Origin of the sequence: Mycobacterium paraffinicum (assembly GCF_001907675.1) — a bacterium.
GTDB lineage: Bacteria > Actinomycetota > Actinomycetes > Mycobacteriales > Mycobacteriaceae > Mycobacterium > Mycobacterium paraffinicum_A.
Genome location: NZ_MPNT01000018.1, coordinates 81,180 through 97,263 on the forward strand (window position 1 = coordinate 81,180; position 16,084 = coordinate 97,263).

Genomic DNA, 16,084 nt, shown 5'->3' on the forward strand with positions numbered 1-16,084 from the left:
TTCCGTCCCGCGAGAGCCAACGGTTTGCCGCTCGCTACTTGGATGTTTTACACGTGTGCGTGCGTGGTATGCGACCGGCATGTTCTCGAAATTAACCCTCACGAAAAGACTGGTGGTGGGCGGGGCTGCGGCCGCCGCCATCGCCATTGCTCCGATCGCCATAACCGATTCTCTTGCTTCCGCGCCCGCGCCGTCCGCGGCACCCACGCACGTGGTGTTCAAGGACGACCCGGGCGGTGGCGGCTGCGACGCCAACGGCAACTGCGGTTCGGGCGGCCAGTTCAACGGCCCCGGCGGCGGTCCCGGCGGCCAGGGCTGCGTCCCGGGCGTCGGCTGCGGCTCGGGCGGCCAGAACGCGGGGCCCGGCGGGATTCCGGGCGGCCAGGGCTGCCTGCCCGGCGTCGGCTGCGGTTCCGGCCACGCCTGATCACCTCGATCCCGACGGCTCCCGGAGCCTGGCAATCCAGACCCGGGAGTCCGCGGGATCGATGACGTCGTCGAGTTCGAATGTGGTGGCCGCGCGCAGCGCCTTGCCGTGCTCGTAGGCCGCGGCCACCAACTTGTCGAACAACTCCTGGCGTTTGACAGGGTCGCCCTCGGCGGCCAGCTCCTTGCTGAACCCGAGGCGGACGGCGCCCTCCAGGCCCATCCCGCCGATCTCGCCGGTGGGCCAGGCGACGGTGAATTGCGGTGCCCGGAAGGATCCGCCGGCCATCGCCATCGCGCCGAGCCCGTATGCCTTGCGCAGGATGACCATGCCGACCGGCACGGTCAGCCGCGCGCCCAGGACGAACATCCGCCCGAACCGCCGGACCGCCGCGTCCTTCTCGGCGTCGGGCCCGACCATGAAGCCCGGCGTGTCGCAGAGCGAAATCACCGGCAGCCGAAACGATTCGCACAGGGCCAGGAAGTCGCCGGCCTTGTCGGCCGCCTCGGCATCGATGGCGCCGCCGAGGTGGTGCGTGCTGTTCGCGATCAGACCGTAGGCCGCCCCCTCGACGCGGACCAGCGCGGTGACGATGCCGACCCCGTAGTCGGGCCGCAGCTCCAGCATGGAACCGGTATCGACGATCGCCTCGATCGCCCGGTGTACGTCATAGGCGCGTAACCGGTTCTGCGGTACCACATGCCGGGCCAGCCGCGGGTCGGGCGCCGCCCATTCATCTACTGCGCCTTGGAAATAGGACAGATACTGCTTGGCCAGCGAAACCGCGTGCGCCTCGTCGCGGGCGACCAGGCTCACCACGCCGTTGCGCCGCTGCACACCGATCGGGCCGATCGCCTCCGGCGGGTACACGCCGAGGCCGCCGCCCTCGATCATGGCCGGCCCGCCCATCCCGATGTTGGCGTCCGGCGTCGCGATGATGACATCGCACACGCCGGCCAGCGCGGCGTTGCCGGCGAAACACCGGCCCGAGACGATGGATATCAGCGGCACCAGGCCACTCAGACCGGCCAGCATCCGGAAGGTCGGCACGTCCAGCCCGGCCGCGCCGCCGGCGTCGGTGTCTCCCGGCCGCCCACCGCCGCCCTCGGCGAACAGCACCACCGGCAGGCGTTTACGGGCGGCCAGGTCAAACGCGCGGTCGGTCTTGGCGTGGTTGCGCATGCCCTGCGTGCCCGCCAGGACGGTGTAGTCATAGGACACCACGACGGCCTCGGCCGCCGCTCGCTCGAAGCGGTCCGCGCCGATCGTGGCCAGCCCGGCGACCAGGCCGTCGGCCGGCGTGTTGGCGATGAGGTCGTCTTCCGAGCGCCGACTGCGCTGTGCGGCAATGGCCAGCGCGCCGTACTCGATGAAGCTGCCCGGGTCGATCAGATCGGCGATGTTCTCTCGCGCGGTGCGACGGCCTTGCTTGTGCCGCTTGGCAACCGCGGCCTCGCGGCCCTCGTCGAGGGTGAACAGACGCCGTCGGCGCACCTCGTCGAGGTCGCCGCGCGGCCGGTCGAGATCCGCTGTGTCACTCGCGGCGCCGCCGCCCGCTCCGCCTCCGGTGCGGGCGAAGACCAGCAGCGGGTCACCCGTCCCGACGATCTGCCCGGGCACCACCAGAACCCGCACGGTCCGCAGCGCGTCAGGCGCGGCGAGCACGTGCTGCATCTTCATCGCTTCGAGGACGACGAGCTGGCTGCCCGCGCCGAAGTCGGCGCCCTCGGGGACCACCTCGATGACGGTGCCCGCCAACTGCGCGCGCAGCACGTCCTCACCCGGATACAGTTCGACCGGCGCGGCAGGCACCTCGTGCCGGTGCGACGCAGTGGCCGCGGCGAGCTCGGGCAGCGTCTCGTCGAGGAAATCCGTGGTGACCCAGCCGGATTCGACCTGCGGGTGGGACAGCAGCTCGCGCAGGAAGTCTATGTTGGTGCGGACGCCCTCGATGCCGAACTCCGTGAGGGCGGTACGGGCCTTGCGCAGCGCCGCCTGCGGCGACGACCGGTGCACGTGGGCGACGACCTTCGCCAGCAGTGAGTCGTAGTGCGGGTTGACGACCAATCCGGCCCGGCCGTAGGTGTCCACGCGGATGCCCGGCCCGCTCGGCGGCGAGAACACGCTGATGGTGCCGGCCGCGGGCACGACCGACAAGTCCGGGGTGAGGGTCTCCATGTTCACCCTGGCCTGAATCGCGATGCCGCGGTGCGCGGCGGGCTCGCCCATGACCTCGTTGCCGTCGGAGGCGATTCCCGCCGGTAGGCCGAGCTGGTAGAAGGAGGCGCCCCCGGCGATCGCCAGCTGGACGGCGACCAGGTCGAATCCGGTCGTCTCCTCGGTGACGGTGTGCTCGACCTGAATTCTCGGGTTGACCTCGAGGAACACGAACTCCTCACCGGCCACCAGGAATTCGACCGTGGCCAGTCCGCGCAGCCCGACCCGCGCGCACAACCGGACCGCCGCCCGGTGCAGATCATGCCGCATCGCGTCGGAAAGCCCTTGGGCGGGGGCGATTTCGACGAGTTTCTGGTAACGCCGCTGGATGCTGCAGTCGCGGTCGCCGAGCGCGAGCGCGCGCGTTTGGTGCCCCGCCGGCGCGGCGACCACCTGCACCTCGATGTGCCGCGCGCCGTCGAGGCGCGCCTCGGCGAACAGCGCCGGATCCCCGAAGCCCAGTCGCGCCTCCGCGGCGCACTGTTGGTACGCGGCGCCGATCTCGTCGGCGCTGCGCACCGTGCGCATGCCCCGGCCGCCCCCGCCGGCGAGCGCCTTGATCATGACGGCGCCGCCCCGGTCCGCGAAGAACGCCTCGACGTCCGCGACGGTGCTCGGCCCGTCGGTCGCCGGCAACACCGGCACCCCGGCGGCGACGGCCGCGCGGCGGGCGGCCGACTTGTGGCCCACCAGTTCGAGCACGTCGGCGTCCGGTCCGACGAACGTGTGACCGGCACCGGCGCAGGCCCGCGCGAATTCGGCGTTCTCGCTGAGGAACCCGTAACCCGGGTGGATCAACTCGGCGCCCGAGCTTTTCGCGGCGGCCAGCACGGCCGGCTGGTCCAGGTAGGCCCGCGGCCCGGCGCCCGGCAGGCCAACCGCTTCGTCGGCCGCGTGCACGTGCGGGCTCTCGGCGTCGTCCTCGGCGTAGACCGCGACCGTTCGCATGCCCAATTCGACTGCGGTGCGGACGATTCGGAGTGCGATCTCGCCGCGGTTGGCGACCAGCACGGTCGCGCTCATCGCAGCGGCTCCCCCCACTGCACCTGTCCGCGAAGCTTGCCCTTGAGCAGCTTGCCACCGGCGTTGCGCGGCAGCGCGCTGTCGACCACGGTGACGTACTGCGGCACCTTGAAATCGGCGAGCTGTTCGCGGCAGTGGTCGAGCACGGCCGGCACGTCGATCTCGTCCGCGCCACCGAACAGCACGGCGCCCACCTTCTCGCCCATGACGTCGTCGGGGACCGCCAGCACGCAGGCGTCCGCGACGTGCGGCGCGGCGAGCAGCACGGCCTCCACCTCGACGCTGGAGACGTTCTCGCCGCCGCGATTAATGATGTCCTTGAGCCGGTCGACGATGTGCACCCGCCCCGCCTCGTCGACGCGCACGACATCGCCCGTGTGCAGCCAGCCGTCCACGATGGTCGCGGCGGTCGCTTCCGGCCGGTTCCAGTAGCCAGCGGTGATGTTCGCGCCGCGCACCACCAACTCGCCGACGCCCGGCTCGTCGCCGCCGAACGGAATCAGGCCGAGGTCGACGGACGGGACCGCATACCCGACCGAGTCGGCGTGCTCGACCGCGTCCCGGCTCGGCAGCACGGTCATCAGCGAGGCCGACTCGGTCATGCCGTAGCCGTTGAAGACCGTGGCTTGCGGAAAGGCGTTCTTCACCGAGCGCACCAGCGACGGTGCGATCGGTGCGCCGCCGTAACCCACCCAACGCACGCCGGAGACGTCGGCCTCGGCAAAGCCGTTGTGCCGCAACATCAGTGCGTAGACGGCCGGCACGGTGACCATGACGGAGATGCGCTCGGCGCTCAGCGTGGCGATCAACCCGTCCAGATTGAGGGCGGGCATGATCACCGACGCGCCGCCCAGCCGGGTGGCGGCCAGCAGCTGTGAGTTGCAACCGGTCACGTGAAACAGCGGCACCGAGATGAGCGTACGCATGGCATCGCCCAGGTCGCGCGGCTGTTCCAGACAGCGAATCGCGTTCTCGGTGTTGGTCAGAAAGGCCTCGTGGGTGGTCGGCACCCCTTTGGGGTGGCCGGTGGTGCCCGACGTGTAGAACAGCGCGGCCACGTCCGCGGGGCCGAGCCGGTCCGTCACGTACGGCTGCCCGTCGGGCAGCGGGGCGTCGGCGGCCAGGTCCAGCGCCGCCCCGGAGTCAGCGAGGACGAACTCGACCTCCGGCTGCGCCGAGCGTGTATTGACAGCCACCGCAACTCCACCGGCCATCACGATGCCCCAGAACGCCAGCACCCAGTCGATGCCCGCGGGGTAACGCACCGCGACGCGATCACCGGGCCGCAGCCCGCCCGCGCGCAGCCCGCCGGCGACGCGCGCCGCGCGGTCCCACAGCTGGCGGTAGGTCAGTCGGCCGGCGCCGAGCTCGACCACCGCCTCGCTGTCCGGACGCCGCTCGACCTGTTGGGCGAGCATGTCCAGCAGCGTGGCGGGCAGGTCGTCGTAGTGGGGGACGCCGGCGGCGTCGCGGGTCACGCCTGTCGCCGGAAACGGGTTGTGGTCGCGATGAATTTCGAGGACTGCGCCCCGCTGCGTCACGTCTCGACCTCCGTCACATCGAACAGTCATGTCCCGGCTGTGAGCGTAGTAGGCCGGCCCGCGCCCAGAGCTGGAAACGGTGCTGCCGGATCAGTGCGGGGGCTCCGCCGGCACACCGGAAAGACCGTCCGCGATCCCCCGCTCTATGTCGTGTTGCTGCATGTCGTGTTGCTGCGCCGGGGCGGCACCTGGCGGCGTGTCCGGACAACCGCAACCGAGGGTGCCGAAGACGCTGGGGTCGGCGTGAACCGGTGTCCCGACACCGCAGCTCAGCGTCAAAGCGGCGGTGAGCAGTATCTTGGCGATCACATCGCGGCTCCTCCTCACCCGGCGCCTACACCCCCGACACCTAAGCGGACGAGGACGCGCACTAACGGGTTCCACTGACGAGAGCGGGTGCGCCGTTGCGGACAATCGCCGCCTCGGCCGAGTTGAACGCGAGGGTTTCGACCAGGTGGACCACAGAGCTCACCGGGTACCGGCCGCCCACGGCGCGGATACTGGTCGAAGAAGTGGTGGTCGTCCTCATAACCCCCAGGTTCGCGCGCCGCCGGGTCGGTGTCGTCGGTGCTGACACCCGTCTTGCGGGACCGGCAGCGTGACCGCGGCGATACCGGCTGGCTGCAATACGCTCGGCACTGCCAGTGCGATCACACGAAAGGATCGGGTCAGGTGGAGCCGGGGGTGCGGGTCGTCGTCGCGGACGACGACGTGCTGTTGCGGGAGGGATTGGCCAGCCTGCTGACCCGATCCGGTTACCGCGTCGTCGGTCAGGCCGCCGACGCCACCCGCCTGCTCGAACTGGTCCGTCAGGAGGGACCGGAGCTGGCAATCGTCGACATCCGGATGCCGCCGACGGGCACCACGGAAGGAATCGACGCCGCGATGACCATCCGCGAGGAGCTGCCAGTGGTGGGGCTGGTGATCTTGTCCGCGCACGTAGACGTCGAACCCGCGATGCGGCTCCTGGCCAACGGCCGCGGCGTCGGGTACTTGCTGAAGACGCGGGTCACCGATGTCGACGATTTCCTGGATACGCTGGGCCGAATCGCCGACGGTGGTTGTGTGGTCGACCCCGCTCTGGTCCAGGAGTTGGTCGAATCGCGCACGCGCAACGACCCGCTGGCCGCGCTGAGCCCACGGGAGATGGAAGTCCTTGCCCTGATGGCGGAAGGCCGGTCGAACGCCGGCATCGCCCGCCGCTTGTGGGTCACCGAGGGCACGGTCGAGAAGCATGTTCGCAGCATCATGACGAAACTGGAACTACGCGAAACCCCGGACGATCATCGACGGGTTCGTGCGGTCATCACCTTCCTGGAGGCTCGCTGACCAGTGTCACCGGCTAAGTCGTTGAGCCTGTCCCGCCTCGGCTCGGCGTTGCTGTCGCGGGATCCCCTGCCCATACCGCTGGGGCTCGCGGTCGTCACCGCCTGCATTGGGGTGGAGACCGCAGTCATGCTGCTACTCAAGACGCTTGCCGCCGAGAACGCCTTCGGTGTGCTCTACCTCATCGGGGTCTTGGTCGTCGCATCCGGCTGGGGCGCCGGATTGACCGTCGGCACCGCGGCGCTCAGCGCGTTCGCTTTCGACTACTTTCGCAGCTGGCCGGACACCAAGGTGGTGCCGGCCGAGCCCCAGGACTGGACGGTCTTGTTGGTCTTCGTCGTCGTCGGACTGGTGGCGAACGTTCTAGCGCGCACCGCGCGAGCCAACGCCGCGGCTGCCGAGCAACGGCGGCAGGACGCCGAAGCGAGCCGCGATGAGCTCGGCGTGCTGGCCGGGCAACAAGCGGGGCTGCGGCGGGTTGCGACCCTGGTGGCACGCGGGGCGCGGCCGTCGGACGTCTTCCCGGCCGTGGCGAATGAGCTGGCGAGGTCGCTCGGCGTTGCCAACGCCGCACTCTGGCGTTACGAGAATGACGGCACCGCAACGCTTATCGCGGCCCGCGACGACCCCGGGCGGGTGGTGCGGACGCCCGTCGGCAGCCGCTGGCCCCTGGACGGGGAGAATATCGGCGCCACGGTGGCCCATTCAGGTCGACCGGCTCGAATGGACACTCACGACACGGCGATCGGTGACGTGGCGGCACTGATCACTGGCCTCGGATTGCGCAGCGGCGTGGGTGCGCCGGTCGTGGTCGAGGGCAGGCTGTGGGGGATCGCGGTCGTCGGCTCCTCTTCGGAGCCCCTGCCGCTCGATACGGAGCAGCGGATCGGTGAATTCACCGAACTCGTCGCCACCGCAATCGCCAACGCCGAAGCCCACGCGGCGCTCACCGCTTCCCGGGCGCGTCTTGTCACCACCGCCGACGATGCCCGGCGCCGCCTGGAACGTGATCTGCACGACGGCGCACAACAGCGGCTGGTATCCCTCGCACTGCAACTCCGCTCCATCGAAGCCGGGGTGCCGTCCGAACTCGGCTGGCTGAAAGACCAAATATCCGCCGCTGTGACGGGTCTGAACGCAGCCTCGACCGACCTGCAGGAGCTTGCTCGGGGCATTCATCCGGCGATCTTGTCGAAAGGTGGCCTCGGTCCCGCGCTCAAGGCGCTCGCCCGCCGCTGCCCCGTTCCGGCCACCGTTCGCTTGGCACTCGAAGGACAGATACCCGAGTTCGCCGAAGTTGCGGCGTATTACGTTGTCGCGGAGGCACTTACCAACGCGACCCGGCATGCACACGCCTCAGCGATCGATGTCGACGCCCGGATCGAGGAGTCGAAGCTGGTGGTCGCCATTCGCGACAACGGAGTGGGCGGAGCCGACAGGCGCAACGGATCCGGGCTCGTCGGTTTGATAGACCGGGTCGAGGCGCTCGGTGGCCAGCTCGACATTGCCAGTCCCCCCGGCGGCGGCACCGCCCTGCGGGCGGCGATCCCTACCCGCGCATGACAGCGCGCAGGTTCCGGCCGCGCGGTGTCTTATCGTGATAGCGATGACCATCGACGATTCCGCCATCATTCCCGAGGCGTTCTTCACTGTCGACGGCGACTCGTACGTTCCGGGGGTGATGACCCGAGGCCCGTGGGGTGCCGCGATGGGCGGACAAATCGTCGGTGGCCTGTTGGGTTGGGGCATAGAGCAATCCGGCATCGAGCCCGACTTTCAGCCGGCCCGCCTCACGGTCGACCTGCTCCGCCCGGCGTTGCTCGAGCCGGTTCAGATTCGGATTTCGGTGCAGCGGGAAGGTCGGCGGATCAAGCTCGTCGACGGCGCGCTGGTGCAGAACGGCAACACCGTCGCGCGGGCCAGTGCGCTGTTCCTGCGCCGAGGGGAGCATCCCGACGGGACGGTGTGGTCGCCGCCCCTTGCCACGCCGCCGCTTCCCGCCGATTCCGGCGGCTTCCCGGCCGACATGCCGTTTCTGATCTGGGGTTACGGGGCCACCGCCGCGGGCAGCCCGGGCATCGCGGCCGGCGAGTGGGAACAGTCCCACTCCCAGAAGTTCGCGTGGACGAGGATCTTTCGCCCGATGGTGCAGGGCTATCCCCTGACCCCCTTCATCCGACTGGCTTTCGTCGGTGACATCACGAGTTCGCTGACGCATTGGGGCACCGGCGGATTGCGCTACATCAACGCCGACTACACCGTCACCGCCAGCCGGTTGCCCGACGGTGAGTTCCTGGGGCTGGCGGCGCAAAGCCACTACGGCGCGGCCGGGGTGGCCACCGGCGCCGCTACCCTGTTCGACCGGCGCGGGCCGATCGGCACCAGCTCGACGCTGGCGCTCGCCCAACCGGCCGAGGCGTTCAAACCGCCCTACACCTAGGCCATCAGCTGGGCGGCAACCGTCGCCCCGAGTTCCCAGCAGGCCTGCAGGTCGACCCCGTCCGGCTTGCCCGAAACCACAACGGTCTCTGCGGCTTTGGCCCAGCCGAGGCCGGTGGTGATCGACATGACGCCGCGCTCGGCGCCCTCGGTGCCCTCGTTACCGTGCAGGTACAGACCGAACGGGCGGCCGCGCGTCGAGTCGAGCAACTGGTAATAGGCGCAGTCGAACGCGTGCTTGAGCGCACCGCTCATGTAACCCAGGTTCGCGGGGCTGCCGAGCAGGTAGCCGTCGGCCGCCAGCATCTCAGCCGGTGACACGGTCAGCGCCGGTCGCCGCACGACCTCGACGCCCTCGATCTCGGGGTCGGTGGCCCCCGAGACGACGGCCTCGAACATCTCGTGGCAGTGCGGTGACGGTGTGTGGTGAATGATCAACAGTGTCTTACGCGGTGTCTCGTTCACAGGCGGCCCTGCAGTTCCAGCGCCGTCTTCATGGCTTCCCGCGCCCGGCGGCGGTCACCCGCGTAGTCGTAGGCGCGGGCCAGCCGGTACCAGCGCCGCCAATCGTCGGGGTGGTCTTCGACTTCGGTGCGTACCGAGGCGAACAGGGCGTCGGCGGCGTCGCGCTCGATGCGGCCCGACGCCCGCCGCGGCAGCGCGCTGGTGTCGAGCTCCATGCCGTCGGCCGCAATCAGAGTGGCGAGCTTCTGGTGGGCGAACCCGAAGCGCAGGGTCGCCACCATGGCCCACAGCCCGATCAGGGGCATGATCAACACCGCCAGGCCCAGCCCCACGGCGGCGCCCCGGCCCGAGGCAATCATCGCGACGGCCATCCGCCCTAGCAGCACGAAGTACACCAGCATCGCGACGCACAGGAACGCGATCAGCAACTGGATGCGCAAGGCGGCGTTCATCGCGGGCTCACTGCAGGTCGAGCAGCGGCTCGAGCCCCACCGTGAGGCCGGGGTGTTCCCTGACGCGCCGCACGGCCAACAGCACGCCCGGTACGAACGAGGTGCGGTCAAGGCTGTCGTGGCGGATGGTGAGCGTCTCCCCTTCGGTGCCGAACAGGATTTCCTGGTGAGCGACCAGACCCGCCAGTCGCACCGAGTGCACCGGGATGCCGTCGACGTCGGCACCGCGGGCGCCGGGCAGGCCGGTGCTGGTGGCATCGGGGTTGGGCGGCAGTCCTTTTCGCGCCTCGGCGATCAGCTTCGCGGTCCGCGCGGCGGTGCCCGACGGGGCATCCGCCTTGTGCGGGTGGTGCAGCTCGATCACCTCCACCGAATCGAAGAAGCGCGCCGCCTGCTTGGCGAAATGCATTGACAGCACGGCGCCGATCGCGAAGTTGGGGGCGATGAGGACGCTCGTGTTGGGACTGTTCGCCAGCCAGGACTCGACCTGATCCAGTCGTTCGGCCGTGAAGCCGGTGGTACCGACGACGGCGTGAATTCCGTTGGCGATCAGAAACTCTAGATTGGCCATCACCACGTCGGGGTGGGTGAAGTCGATGACCACCTCGGTGTCGGAGTCAGTGAACATGCTCAGCGGATCGCCGGCGTCGACCTCCGCGGACAGCGTCAGATCCTCGGCGGCCTGCACTCCCGCCACCATCGCCGAACCGACCTTGCCCTTAGCTCCCAAGACGCCTACCCGCATGAGCTTCACCCTAGACCGGGCCGATTCATCCACAGTCGGGTGTTTATCCACAACCGTGGCCTTGTCGGTGGCGCGGTACGGGGGACGGCAGCTACCGTTCGAACATGCGTTCGATCGAGGAGATCCCGCCGGAGGTGTCCGGGGCGCTGGACGCGCTGGACGCGGCCGGCGCGGCGGTGCGCGGGCTGAAATTCGACGCGCTCAGCCCCGCCATTCGGCTGCGGGCGTTGGAGCGGATGGAGACCGCACGCCGGCAGCAGGTTGCGACCAGTCACGACCTGATCGCGGGCCTGGCGCAGGAGGATCCCGGTGACCTGGGCGGGCCGGTCCACAAGGTCATCGGCGACTGGCTGCGGATCAGCTACAGCGAGGCATGCCGGCGGCTTCGAGACGCGAGGCAGCTCTCGCCGCGGTTGACCCTCACCGGCCAGGAGTTGCCGCCCGAGTTGCCCGCCACCGCCGCCGCGTGGCGGGACGGCGCCCTCGACGGGCAGCACCTGCGGGTGATTCAGACGTTCGTGCGCGACCTGCCCGACGCCGTGCCCGCCGCGACGGTAGCAGCCGCCGAACAGTTCCTGGCCCGGCAGGCGGTGCAGTTGCGGCCCGACCAACTGGAGAAGGTTGCGCACCGGTGCGCGCTTCGGATCAACCCCGACGGGAAGTTCTCCGACACCGACCGCGCCCGGCAGCGCGGCTTCACGTGGGCCGGGCAGCGGGCCGACGGGATGACCATCGGGAAGCTGATCGCTTCCCCGGAGTTGCGCGCCAACCTCGACGCCTGGCTCGCGCGGTTCGCCGCACCCGGCATGTGCAACCCCGACGACGAACGGCCCTGTGTCGACGGCGAACCCAGTGCCGAATCCGCGAGCGGCGACTTGCGCAGCCACGCGCAGCGCCAGCACGACGCGCTCAACGCCTTGGTGCGCGGCCAGCTGGGCAACCCGCACCTGGGTGCGCACAACGGATTACCGGTCACGGTCATTGTCTCGACTACGTTGCAGGAGCTGACGGCGGGCACCGGGCGGGCGGTGACGGGCGGCGGAACGGTGCTGCCGATGCGCGACGTGATCCGGCTGGCACGCCATGCCTACCATTACTTGGCGGTGTTCGACGAACACTCGGACCGCCCGCTCTATCTCGCCCGGTCGCGGCGAATCGCCACGCCGGATCAGCGCATCGTCCTGTATGCGAAGGACCGCGGCTGCACGCATCCCGGCTGCGACGCGCCCGGCTACTGGTGCGAGGTGCACCATCTCGACGAGTGGGCCGCCGGCGGAATCACCGACGCCGACAAGCTCACGTTTGCCTGCACTCCGCACCACAAGCTGATCGAAAAGGGCTGGCGGACAAGGAAGCTGCCCAACGGCCGCACCGAATGGGTCCCCCCGCCGCAGTTGGACCGTGGCCAGCGCACCAACGACTACCACCACCCCGAACGCGCCGACGACCCTTGACGCGCGCGGTTACCTCTTGAACCGCCCCGCGAACCCGCGCAGCGGCAGGTCGGCGCTGGTGATGAGCCCCGGCGGCGCCGCCACGACGGATTTGATGGAGGCCAGCGCGGGCATGCCGGTGACGGTCATGCCGATGGAGGCGAAGTTGTCCGGGTTCGACAGGTCCACGCCGGGCTTGGGGAAGATCATGTGCTTGTTATAGATGCACGGGTCGCCCTTGATCTGAGTGATGTAGCAGCCCTTGATATTCCAACTCGGGTCGGTGTGCGGCGTCATCTGCCACTCCAGGTGCGTCTCGACCCGGGGCACCCCGTCCACCATGCCCTGGTACTTGATGTAGTTGCCGCCCAGCGAGCCCTTGGGCAGCGTGTACCAGCCCAGGTCCACGTCCTTGGTGCAGGCGCCCAGCTCGTAGCTGAACTTCACCTCGTCCAGCGGCAGGTCGAAGCAGTCCGCCATCATCAACACGCTGTCGGCGAAGACGCGGGTGTATTTCTCCAGCTTCGAGGGGATCTCCGGATCGTCGACCGGCTGGCCGTAGCCCACCTCGATCCAGGTGTCCTTGGAGTGGTGGCATGACACGTCGACGGACTCGATGGTGGTGACGTTCTCGATGTCGGCGACGTCGGCCGAGCACACCACGCCGAGTATCTGGTTGAGGCCCGGGTTCATTCCCGTCCCGTAGAACGTCGCGCCGCCCAATTCGCACGCCTCGGCCAACAGTTGGCTCACCGGCTTGCCCGACGGGTGCGGGTGGTTCTTGTCGCGGTGCCAGCCGGTGATCCAGTCGGCGGTGGTCACGATATCGATGCCCGCCTCGAGCACCCGTACGTAGAGGTCTTCGTCGGGGAAGACCCCGTGGAACGTGAGCACGTCGGGCTTGGCGGCAATGATCTCGTCGACGGAGCCGGTGAACTTCACCCCGTTGGGCGCCCCGCCGACGAACTCGCCCGTGTCCTTACCGACCTTCTCCGGTGAATAGCAATGCACGCCAACGAGTTCGAGGTCGGGATAGGTGGCGATCCGCTTGATCATCTCCGAACCGACGTTTCCGCTTCCGACCTGGAAGACACGAATCGGCGAGCTACTCATTGCATGGAGCCTTCCTGTGATGCGAATGCCTCGGGATAGAACTGCTTGGCCCACTTGCGAATTGCGGTGAAGCCTTCGTACTCGTCGGTGGCCAGCGCCGGCGGGTCGGAGTAGCGCTGGTGCTGCCAGATCTCGATGTCCTGCTCGAACTGGCGGATCACCTCGCGGCCGAACTCGGCCGCCTTGCGCTCGGCGCGGCCCGGATCCTTACCCGGCGTGCGACCGATGTAGACCATGAACCGGACATCGGAGGTGAACTCGTCGACCGGGGTGACCGCGGAGATGGTGCGGTTGTCGATCATTCCCCAGCTCTTGGTCACCGCGATGCCCAACCCGCCGTTGACGGCCTCGACGCCGCTGTTGACGTCCTCGATCTTCTGTCCGTCGTCACCCTCGAACGTGATGGTGAAGTCGACGAAGGACACCGGCTCGGCGAATTCGTGGCGGGTGAAGACCGGCACGATGGGCGTGTTGTGCACGAACTTGAAATGCGCGAAGTCGACACCGTTTTCCAGCACGTACTGCGGGTGCAGCTCCAGGGCCGGCCGGTACAACCGCTGTTGCGGGTAGTAGCCGTCGGCGCTGCTGCCGTCGTGAAACGCGCCGAATACGTCGGGGGCCTCGAAGTACGGGTCGCGGCGCTCGACGTCGTGCCAGATGTAGACCGACGAATTGCGTTCCACCACGGGGTAGGTGCGAATGCGCCGGCCACGGTTGGGCCGATCCTGGTAGGGAATGCAGACGTTGCGGCCCTCCTGGCTCCACTGCCACCCGTGGAAAGGACACTGCAGGACTTCACCGACGACCTTGCCGCCGTACCCCAGATGCGCGCCGAGGTGTTCGCAGTAGGCGTTCATGACGGTGAGCTGCCCGGACTCGGCCCGCCAGGCGACCATTTCCTGGCCGAAGTACTTCATCTTGTGCACGTCGCCGACACCGATCTCGTCCGACCAGGCGACCTGGAACCAGCCGGTTGGTTTCATCGACAAGGGCGGCTTAGCCATGCGGGATCCCTCCTTGCAACGAATGATAGGCCGGGCCGTCAACAAATCAAAGTACCCTCTATGAAACTTTCAGCGCCCTGCGCGATAGGCTCGGCAAATGACTCGGCAGGTGAGCGGGGCCGGAACCGCGAACCGGCGCCCCAACCGCCGTGGCAACGCCACGCGCGAGAGCATGCTCGAAGCCGCGCTGACGTCGTTGGCCTCCGGTGACCCGGGCTCGGTTTCGGCCAATCGGATCGCCAAGGAGATCGGCGCCACCTGGGGCGCCGTGCAATACCAGTTCGGCGACACGGACGGGTTCTGGGCGGCGGTGCTGCACCGCACCGCCGAGCGGCGCGCCGCGACCTTTTCCACGCTGTCGACGCCGATCTCACCCGATGCGCCCCTGCGCGAGCGGGTCGGCGCCATCATCGACACCCTCTACAACGGGCTGGCGTCGGCGGACTCGCGCGCGATCGAGAACCTGCGGGCGGCGCTCCCCCGCGACCCCGGCGAGCTCGAGCGCCTGTTCCCGCGCACCGCCGCCGAGCTGTTCTCCTGGGGCAAGAGCTGGCTGGAAACCTGCCAGAACGCGTTCGCCGGCCTGGACGTCGACCCCGATCGGGTGCGCGAGGTGGCCGCGCTGATCCCCGGCGCGATGCGCGGGCTGGTCTCCGAGCGCCAGCTCGGCTCGTACGCCGACCTGGACATGGCGCGGCGGGGCCTGACCAACGCGCTGGCGGCCTACCTGGAGCAGTCCAGGCCGTGACCACCGGCGGCCTCGCGATCCGCCGAGCCGGACCGGGTGATTTCACCCCGGTCGCCGAGATGCACTATCCGGTCTGGCGCCAGTCCTGGGCCGGCATGCTGGCCGACTCCACACTCGACGTCCTTGGATCGGCGCGGCGCTGGGCCATCCTCGCCTACCCGCGCATCCTGCAACGCCGTCACTGGAGCATGTGGCTCGCCGAATCCGGTTCGGCGACAATCGGTATGACCATCTTCGGCCCAGATCCCGCGAATCCAAAACAAATAGAACTCGACTCGCTGTACGTCGCGGCAGAATCCCAAGGGCGCGGTGTCGGCGCGCGACTGCTCGCCACGGCGCTGCGTGAAAGCCCGTTGGGGGACGTCGTCTTGTGGTGCGCTGAGCACAATACGCGGGCGCGAGGGTTCTACGAGCGCAACGGCTTTCACCCCGACGGACGTACCCGGAATTGGGAGCCGCTGCCCGGTGTCAGCGTCACCCACCTGGGCTATCGGCTCAGCCGGCGGTGACGTGTCGGCGCAGGTCGTACTCGCCGAGATCGGTGCTGGCCAGCATCGCGCGATGTTCACCCGGCGTGAAGGGCCACACCTCGGGTACCCCGTCCTTGTTGAGATACCAGCTGTCGCAGCCCGTGGTCCACACCGTGTCGGGCATCGCGGCGCGCAGCTTGGCGTTGAAGCTTTCGGTCGCCGGCCAGGTCGGCTCCACCGTGTCGAATTCGCCACGGCGCCAACGCTGAATCCAGCGCAATATGTGGTCGGCCTGCGATTCGGCGACCGTGGTCAGCGCGAGGTTGCCGACCGGGCTGTGCGGCCCCAGCATCATGAAGAAGTTGGGGAAGCCCGGCAACGCCACCGTCCGGAAGGCGCGGCGGCCGTCGCGCCACACGTCGTCGGCGGTGATGCCGTCGCGGCCGATCACTAGCATCGGCCGGAAGAACGCGTGGGTGTCGAACCCGGTGGCGAGCACGATGACGTCCGCCTCGTGCAGGACGCCGTGCACGTGGTGCCCCAGCGCCGTTTCGCGCTCGCGTTATGCCCGGTGAACACCGCCCCGGGTCGCGCGTCGACGTGCACGGTTCCCGTCACGCAGGGGTCGGTCATGCGCGGATCATAGTCACGGCGCGCGCCGCTGGAACCCCGATTGCGGCC

The 16,084-nt window shown here is 69.0% G+C and carries 15 protein-coding genes and 1 pseudogene; 7 read left to right on the plus strand and 9 right to left on the minus strand.

The features are described from left to right. The first annotated feature begins 79 nt into the window (after nt 1-79). On the plus strand, nt 80-427 hold the full coding sequence (locus tag BRW65_RS19385) for a PE-PGRS family protein (RefSeq protein ID WP_073877490.1): 348 nt from the start codon (nt 80-82) through the stop codon (nt 425-427). Here BRW65_RS19385 and BRW65_RS19390 read toward each other — a convergent pair whose 3' ends face one another. The 3 genes from BRW65_RS19390 to BRW65_RS19400 form a co-directional block, all read right to left on the minus strand. After that, entirely contained in the window at nt 428-3,667 is a 3,240-nt protein-coding gene (locus tag BRW65_RS19390; protein ID WP_073877424.1) for an acetyl-CoA carboxylase family protein, read from the minus strand. Further along, the gene (locus tag BRW65_RS19395; RefSeq protein WP_244168142.1) at nt 3,664-5,208 is read right to left on the minus strand and encodes a class I adenylate-forming enzyme family protein; all 1,545 of its coding nucleotides are present in this window, start codon (nt 5,206-5,208) and stop codon (nt 3,664-3,666) included. Before BRW65_RS19395 ends, BRW65_RS19390 begins: the two co-directional genes overlap by 4 nt. 90 nt (nt 5,209-5,298) lie before the next feature. Next, nucleotides 5,299-5,517 carry a hypothetical protein gene (locus BRW65_RS19400; protein WP_073877428.1) on the minus strand — a complete coding sequence of 73 codons (219 nt, stop codon included), beginning with the start codon at nt 5,515-5,517 and terminating at the stop codon, nt 5,299-5,301. A gap of 363 nt (nt 5,518-5,880) precedes the next feature. Between BRW65_RS19400 and BRW65_RS19405 the strand changes: the two genes are divergently transcribed. From BRW65_RS19405 to BRW65_RS19415, 3 genes are read left to right on the plus strand one after another with little or no spacing between them, the layout of a single operon-like run. Then, a complete protein-coding gene (locus BRW65_RS19405) occupies nt 5,881-6,537 on the plus strand; it encodes a response regulator (protein WP_073877492.1) in 657 nt (218 codons plus the stop codon). 3 nt (nt 6,538-6,540) lie between these two features. Then, complete coding sequence (locus tag BRW65_RS19410) at nt 6,541-8,097, plus strand: GAF domain-containing protein (protein ID WP_139273180.1); 1,557 nt, start codon at nt 6,541-6,543, stop codon at nt 8,095-8,097. Nucleotides 8,098-8,140: 43 nt separating this feature from the next. Continuing rightward, a complete protein-coding gene (locus BRW65_RS19415) occupies nt 8,141-8,974 on the plus strand; it encodes an acyl-CoA thioesterase domain-containing protein (RefSeq protein ID WP_073877430.1) in 834 nt (277 codons plus the stop codon). On the opposite strand, the gene BRW65_RS19420 is transcribed toward BRW65_RS19415, so the two are convergent. From BRW65_RS19420 to dapB, 3 genes are all read right to left on the minus strand, one after another. Beyond that, on the minus strand, nt 8,971-9,372 hold the full coding sequence (locus tag BRW65_RS19420) for a flavodoxin family protein (RefSeq protein ID WP_073877432.1): 402 nt from the start codon (nt 9,370-9,372) through the stop codon (nt 8,971-8,973). The two genes, BRW65_RS19415 and BRW65_RS19420, sit on opposite strands and share 4 nt — an antisense overlap. A gap of 62 nt (nt 9,373-9,434) precedes the next feature. After that, a complete protein-coding gene (locus BRW65_RS19425) occupies nt 9,435-9,890 on the minus strand; it encodes a hypothetical protein (protein ID WP_073877434.1) in 456 nt (151 codons plus the stop codon). Between the two features lie 7 nt (nt 9,891-9,897). Beyond that, complete coding sequence (gene dapB / locus BRW65_RS19430) at nt 9,898-10,635, minus strand: 4-hydroxy-tetrahydrodipicolinate reductase (protein WP_073877496.1); 738 nt, start codon at nt 10,633-10,635, stop codon at nt 9,898-9,900. A gap of 104 nt (nt 10,636-10,739) precedes the next feature. Between dapB and BRW65_RS19435 the strand changes: the two genes are divergently transcribed. Then, the gene (locus BRW65_RS19435) at nt 10,740-12,089 is read left to right on the plus strand and encodes an HNH endonuclease signature motif containing protein (protein WP_073877436.1); all 1,350 of its coding nucleotides are present in this window, start codon (nt 10,740-10,742) and stop codon (nt 12,087-12,089) included. Between the two features lie 9 nt (nt 12,090-12,098). Here the strand turns inward: BRW65_RS19435 and BRW65_RS19440 are convergent, their stop codons facing one another. Continuing rightward, a complete protein-coding gene (locus tag BRW65_RS19440; protein WP_073877438.1) occupies nt 12,099-13,181 on the minus strand; it encodes an NAD(P)H-dependent amine dehydrogenase family protein in 1,083 nt (360 codons plus the stop codon). Then, nucleotides 13,178-14,185: a Rieske 2Fe-2S domain-containing protein gene (locus tag BRW65_RS19445; RefSeq protein WP_073877440.1), complete on the minus strand. Its 1,008-nt coding sequence runs from the start codon at nt 14,183-14,185 to the stop codon at nt 13,178-13,180. Before BRW65_RS19445 ends, BRW65_RS19440 begins: the two co-directional genes overlap by 4 nt. 172 nt (nt 14,186-14,357) lie before the next feature. On the opposite strand from BRW65_RS19445, the gene BRW65_RS19450 reads away from it, so the two are divergent. Together BRW65_RS19450 and BRW65_RS19455 are read left to right on the plus strand one after the other, a co-directional pair. Next, nucleotides 14,358-14,933 carry a TetR/AcrR family transcriptional regulator gene (locus BRW65_RS19450; protein WP_139273184.1) on the plus strand — a complete coding sequence of 192 codons (576 nt, stop codon included), beginning with the start codon at nt 14,358-14,360 and terminating at the stop codon, nt 14,931-14,933. Continuing rightward, nucleotides 14,930-15,442 (plus strand): GNAT family N-acetyltransferase, encoded by a 513-nt coding sequence (locus BRW65_RS19455; RefSeq protein WP_073877444.1) that lies wholly within the window; start codon nt 14,930-14,932, stop codon nt 15,440-15,442. The genes BRW65_RS19450 and BRW65_RS19455 overlap by 4 nt, the downstream gene beginning before the upstream one ends. Here the strand turns inward: BRW65_RS19455 and BRW65_RS19460 are convergent. Further along, a pseudogene (locus BRW65_RS19460) lies at nt 15,429-15,929 on the minus strand (flavin-containing monooxygenase); the annotation flags it as partial. The gene BRW65_RS19455 and the pseudogene BRW65_RS19460 overlap by 14 nt on opposite strands. Nucleotides 15,930-16,084 lie beyond the last annotated feature (155 nt).